This is a genomic window from Mesorhizobium sp. M4A.F.Ca.ET.050.02.1.1 (assembly GCF_003997725.1).
GTDB lineage: Bacteria > Pseudomonadota > Alphaproteobacteria > Rhizobiales > Rhizobiaceae > Mesorhizobium.
The window spans coordinates 1-2,318 of record NZ_RZSG01000886.1 but is presented as its reverse complement, the minus strand read 5'-3'; the positions used below and the strand labels follow the sequence as shown (position 1 = coordinate 2,318).

The following is a 2,318-nucleotide window of genomic DNA, read 5'->3' as shown; positions in this document are numbered from 1 at the left end:
GCGCATCGTCCATGAGGGCTTTGCGCGCATGCCCGCCGTCGCCATGGCCGGTGCCGGTTGCCGGCACGCCTTTGGCGCGGGCGGCACGAAACGGGCGATCGCGGCGAATGCGCCGCAGTTGCGGCGCGCGGCCTGAGCAAGGAACCAAGGGAGAGACGAAATGAGCGGTCTTGCCAATCTGGTGCCGATGGTGATCGAACACTCGAGCCGCGGCGAACGCGCCTTCGACATCTTCTCGCGGCTGCTGCGCGAACGCATCATCTTCATCAACGGAGAGATCAACGACGGTGTGTCGGCGCTGGTCTGCGCCCAGCTTCTGTCGCTGGAATCCGACCATCCCGACAAGGAGATATCGCTCTACATCAACTCGCCGGGCGGCGTGGTGACCAGCGGTTTCGCCATCTATGACACCATGCAGTACATCTCCTGCCCGGTGTCGACCGTGTGCATGGGCTTTGCCGCCTCGATGGCGTCCTTCCTGCTGATGGCCGGTACGCCTGGCCGGCGCATCGCACTGCCCAACGCCAGCATTGTGCTGCACCAGCCGCTCGGCGGCTTCCAGGGCCAGGCGTCCGATATCCAACGTCACGCCGAAGGCATCATGCGCACCAAGCGGCGCATGACCGAGCTCTATGCTCATCATTGCGGCCGCACCTACGAGGAGGTCGAGCGCACGCTCGACCGCGACTATTTCATGACCGCCGAGGAGGCCAAGGCCTGGGGTCTTGTCGACCATGTCTACGACACCCGCAAGAAGGCGGCATGAGGCCGGCACTCGGCAAAGTGATCGCGTGCGGTCTGGCATCGCTTCTGCGCCGCCAATATAGTCCGGCGATGACCAGCAAGCGTTCGTCCAGACTCCTGCGCATCGTCGCCCTCGCGACCGCGAGCATGTTGGCGGGCGCCGCCTTCGCCGATGACAGTTCGACACAGAAGGCTGCTCTGCCCGGCGTGAGCAGCGACTATCGCATCGCCAAGCCCGCCCCGCAGCCCGAGCCCGAGGACGCGCTGCCCGCCAGCGGCAACGGCCAGTTCAAGATCGGCGATACCGATGTCAGGATTTCCGGCAGCATAACCATCGACATGGCGACGGGTGGGATCAGGCCGCCGAGCCATTAAGGTGCTTTGAACGTCGGCGCTGCCGCCGCGTCGTGGAATGCGAGCGCCGCCAGCCGCTGAAATCAGATCTCCGCTTCGCCTTCGAGATAAAACACGCACTGCCCTTCGAGCTCGACACGCTCGCCAACCGCGCGGCACGTGATCTCCCCGCCTCGCTTCGATGCCTGATACGCACGCAACTCTGTCTTGCCGAGGCGCGGAGCCCAATAGGGCACCAGCATGCAGTGCGCGGCGCCGGTCACCGGATCCTCAGGAACTCCTTTCGCTGGAGCGAAGTACCGGCTGACGCAGTCGTACGCTTCATCACCTGCTGCCGTCACGATGACACCGGGTCGGTCCAGACGAGCAATCGCCGCCATGTCTGGCGTAAGTGAGCGCACAGTGCTCGCGCTGTCGAGCACCGCCATGTAGTTGAACGCGTTCACCCAGACTTCAACAGGTTCGACGCCGAGGGCATGCGCGAACCCCGGCGGGACCGCCGCGGCTTTCTCCGACGGGCGCGCCGGAAAGTTCAACACGTAGCCCGCATTCACACGCGTAACCACGAGCGGCCCGCTCTTCGAATGAAACACGACCGACTGACGACCCGGCTCGAGCCGCTCCATCACGACCGCCGCGCTCGCAAGCGTCGCGTGTCCACAAAGCGGCACTTCCGTGACGGGCGTGAACCATCGAAGCCGATAGTCGCTCCCCTCGCGAACGAGAAACGCGGTCTCCGCCAGATTGTTTTCGGCGGCTATGGCCTGCATCACCGCGTCCGTCAACGTCGACCGATACATGGCGCGATTGGTGGGCCGTGAGTTCAATCCATCTCAATCCCATGCGTACACCCATCTTCCAGCTCGATGCCTTCGCTCACCGGCGATTTGCCGGCAATCCCGCCGCGGTCATGCCGATGGGCAGCTTCCCGGACGTAGGACGGGTGCGCCATCGGCACCGAGTGCCATCGCTGGCGCAAATTTAAGCCCCGCCGCTGCTTCTACAGTCTGACGGGGCTTTCATGGATCTGAAATCCAACTTTTGCCGGGAGTGTTCTGCCGGCGTTTGATTTCGGATGCTCCGCGGCGTTCAGCCGACGATCCGACTATGGTCTCTGATTGTTGGGAATCGGCAAGTCACGGTTTGTCGGGCAGCGCTCACGCCAAGCCCTGGCACTTATGCCCGCCGTGGCTCCATCATCGTGTGGAGCCTCAAGGGAC

The 2,318-nt window shown here is 63.9% G+C and carries 3 protein-coding genes; 2 read left to right on the top strand and 1 reads right to left on the bottom strand.

The genetic code is table 11. The annotated features are described in order from the left end of the window. Positions 1-160: 160 nt before the first annotated feature. Both EOA33_RS32685 and EOA33_RS32680 read left to right on the top strand, forming a co-directional pair. Positions 161-766, top strand: a complete 606-nt coding sequence (locus EOA33_RS32685; RefSeq protein WP_126054752.1) for an ATP-dependent Clp protease proteolytic subunit — start codon at positions 161-163, stop codon at positions 764-766. 68 nt (positions 767-834) lie between these two features. Continuing rightward, entirely contained in the window at positions 835-1,119 is a 285-nt protein-coding gene (locus tag EOA33_RS32680) for a hypothetical protein (RefSeq protein WP_126059081.1), read from the top strand. A gap of 62 nt (positions 1,120-1,181) precedes the next feature. Here the strand turns inward: EOA33_RS32680 and EOA33_RS32675 are convergent, their stop codons facing one another. Continuing rightward, positions 1,182-1,898, bottom strand: a complete 717-nt coding sequence (locus EOA33_RS32675) for a PhzF family phenazine biosynthesis protein (RefSeq protein ID WP_127407499.1) — start codon at positions 1,896-1,898, stop codon at positions 1,182-1,184. Positions 1,899-2,318: the final 420 nt, after the last annotated feature.

Coding starts and splice junctions, on each gene's coding strand:
- EOA33_RS32685 (WP_126054752.1), top strand. CDS start 161: ATGAGCGGTCTTGCCAATCTGGTGCCGATGGTGATCGAACACTCGAGC.
- EOA33_RS32680 (WP_126059081.1), top strand. CDS start 835: ATGACCAGCAAGCGTTCGTCCAGACTCCTGCGCATCGTCGCCCTCGCG.
- EOA33_RS32675 (WP_127407499.1), bottom strand. CDS start 1,898: ATGTATCGGTCGACGTTGACGGACGCGGTGATGCAGGCCATAGCCGCC.